The sequence below is a fragment of the Streptococcus suis genome (genome assembly GCF_002964045.1).
Lineage (GTDB): Bacteria > Bacillota > Bacilli > Lactobacillales > Streptococcaceae > Streptococcus > Streptococcus suis_U.
The window spans coordinates 1-822 of the sequence record NZ_POPB01000467.1; the positions used below are offsets into that span (position 1 = coordinate 1).

General features: G+C 41.8%; 1 protein-coding gene. It reads right to left on the reverse strand.

Annotated elements, in window-relative coordinates; all coding sequences use genetic code 11:
• Positions 1 to 578: IS110 family transposase (locus tag C1E99_RS12065; RefSeq protein ID WP_153060211.1), on the reverse strand; the 578-nt coding region annotated here is incomplete at its 3' end.
• Between the last annotated feature and the right edge of the window lie 244 nt (positions 579 to 822).

An 822-nucleotide genomic window follows, 5' to 3' on the forward strand; every position in this document is an offset into this window, starting at 1 on the left:
CTTTCTGAGAGTTCGTCCTTGCTTAAATCAAGCACGAAGTCCTTGCAAGGAAAAGCTATGACCAGGTTCCAGTATTGTTCACCAGTTGGTGTTGACAAGATATTTTCCAATTCAGGGAAAGTGACCTGTAAGGCCTTGTGCAGGCGGTTTTTAGCTCGAACAATGTCCTCGGTCAGATTCTGATAGAAACGGCTGAGATCCCGCAAGTTTTGGTAGACTTCTTTTTGGACATACGTCGTTTTACGATTCAGTACAAACTGAGATTGAGCTAGTTTTTCGGCGTCAATTTGATCTGTTTTTCTCACACGCAAGCTATCCAGTTGCTTCTTGGCTTCTAAGGGATTGAGTCGTGTATAAGCGTAGCCATGTTCATCCAGAAAAGTTTGAAGACGACGAGAATAGACGCCTGTTGCTTCAAAGATGATTTCTGGCTTGTGGACGGTTTTCAAATCGCCAAGTAGCCGAGAAAAGCCAATGGCATCATTGGACATGGTATAGCCATGAACTTTCTCGCCGTTAACTAGAATGGCTACTTCTGAACTTACTTTACTCACGTCAATCCCAAATACTACTCGCATGATATTACCTCTTTGTCTTGAATGATTCCTTGTTTTAGTGATGTCATTTTCAATACTCGACGTCTGGCGTCCCACATACTTTGATAACATTCTTTCTAAAACAGGTGTCTTGCCAGTTTTTGTTGCGACGTCTAGCGTCAAAAAGCCCTACGACTTAACAAGACACCTCTACTTTATCATAAAGAAAAAGTAGTGAGTACTTTCTCCCGTCGGAGATTTCCTCACTACTAATCTTAGTATGTTT